The organism is Bacillus tequilensis KCTC 13622 (genome assembly GCF_000507145.1).
Taxonomy (GTDB): Bacteria; Bacillota; Bacilli; order Bacillales; family Bacillaceae; genus Bacillus; species Bacillus tequilensis.
In genome coordinates, this window is record NZ_AYTO01000040.1 from 1 (window position 1) to 811 (window position 811).

Genomic DNA, 811 nt, shown 5'->3' on the forward strand with positions numbered 1-811 from the left:
CCGTTCATCTGATACTTTTACGATTTGGGCACGGAACAGCGGTGCTTGGCTGAGATCAAACGGTTTGATAAACGCGGCTGCCGCTTCCTGTTCAGTTTGTTCACCGAGGACTGCTGTCTGTAATGTAAACGGCACCTCTTCATGGATACGCTGCACCGGCTCGCCGCCTTCATCTTGTTCGAAGTATGTCCGAAGCGACTCGTGGCGCTTGATCAGCTCTTTGAAAGCCCTGTCCAGCCTTTCGGGGGCGAGCTTCCCTTCCAGTTCTAATACAGCCGGCATATTGTAGCCGGTCCCTCCGTCCTCCAGCTGCTGAAGGACATAGATCCGCTTTTGGGCGGAGGAAACCGGATAGGTCTCACGCTGTTCCGCCGGTTTCATCGCTTCATATGGACTGTCCGTTCCTTCACGGATAACAGAAGCCAGCCCTTCTACCGTCGGATGGGCAAACACATCTTTCAGCGGCACCTGTACATCGAATTCTTTTGAGATTCGGGAGACAAGCGCCGTTGCTTTTAAGGAATGTCCTCCGCGGTCAAAGAAGTTGTCGTGAATGCCGACAGGGCCGTTTTTCAGGACGTCTTCCCATAACTGGGCAAGTTTTATCTCTGTCACATTTCTCGGCGCCGTGTATGTCTCCGCATCTGCAGCTCCGCCAGGAGCTGGCAGGGCGTTTCGGTCCAGTTTTCCGCTCGGCGTAACCGGCCACTGTTCCATCTCTATCAGATGGGCTGGGATCATGTAGCCTGGCAGCAGTCTCTCAAGCTGCGCCCGCACTTCGTTTCTCCGGAGCCCTTCTATATATGCGCAT

At 54.4% G+C, this 811-nt stretch carries 1 protein-coding gene; it reads right to left on the bottom strand.

Annotation, left to right across the window (positions count from 1 at the left end):
* A partial coding sequence (locus V756_RS01000000122735) for a condensation domain-containing protein (protein ID WP_255210051.1) occupies positions 1 to 811 on the bottom strand: 811 nt, incomplete at both ends.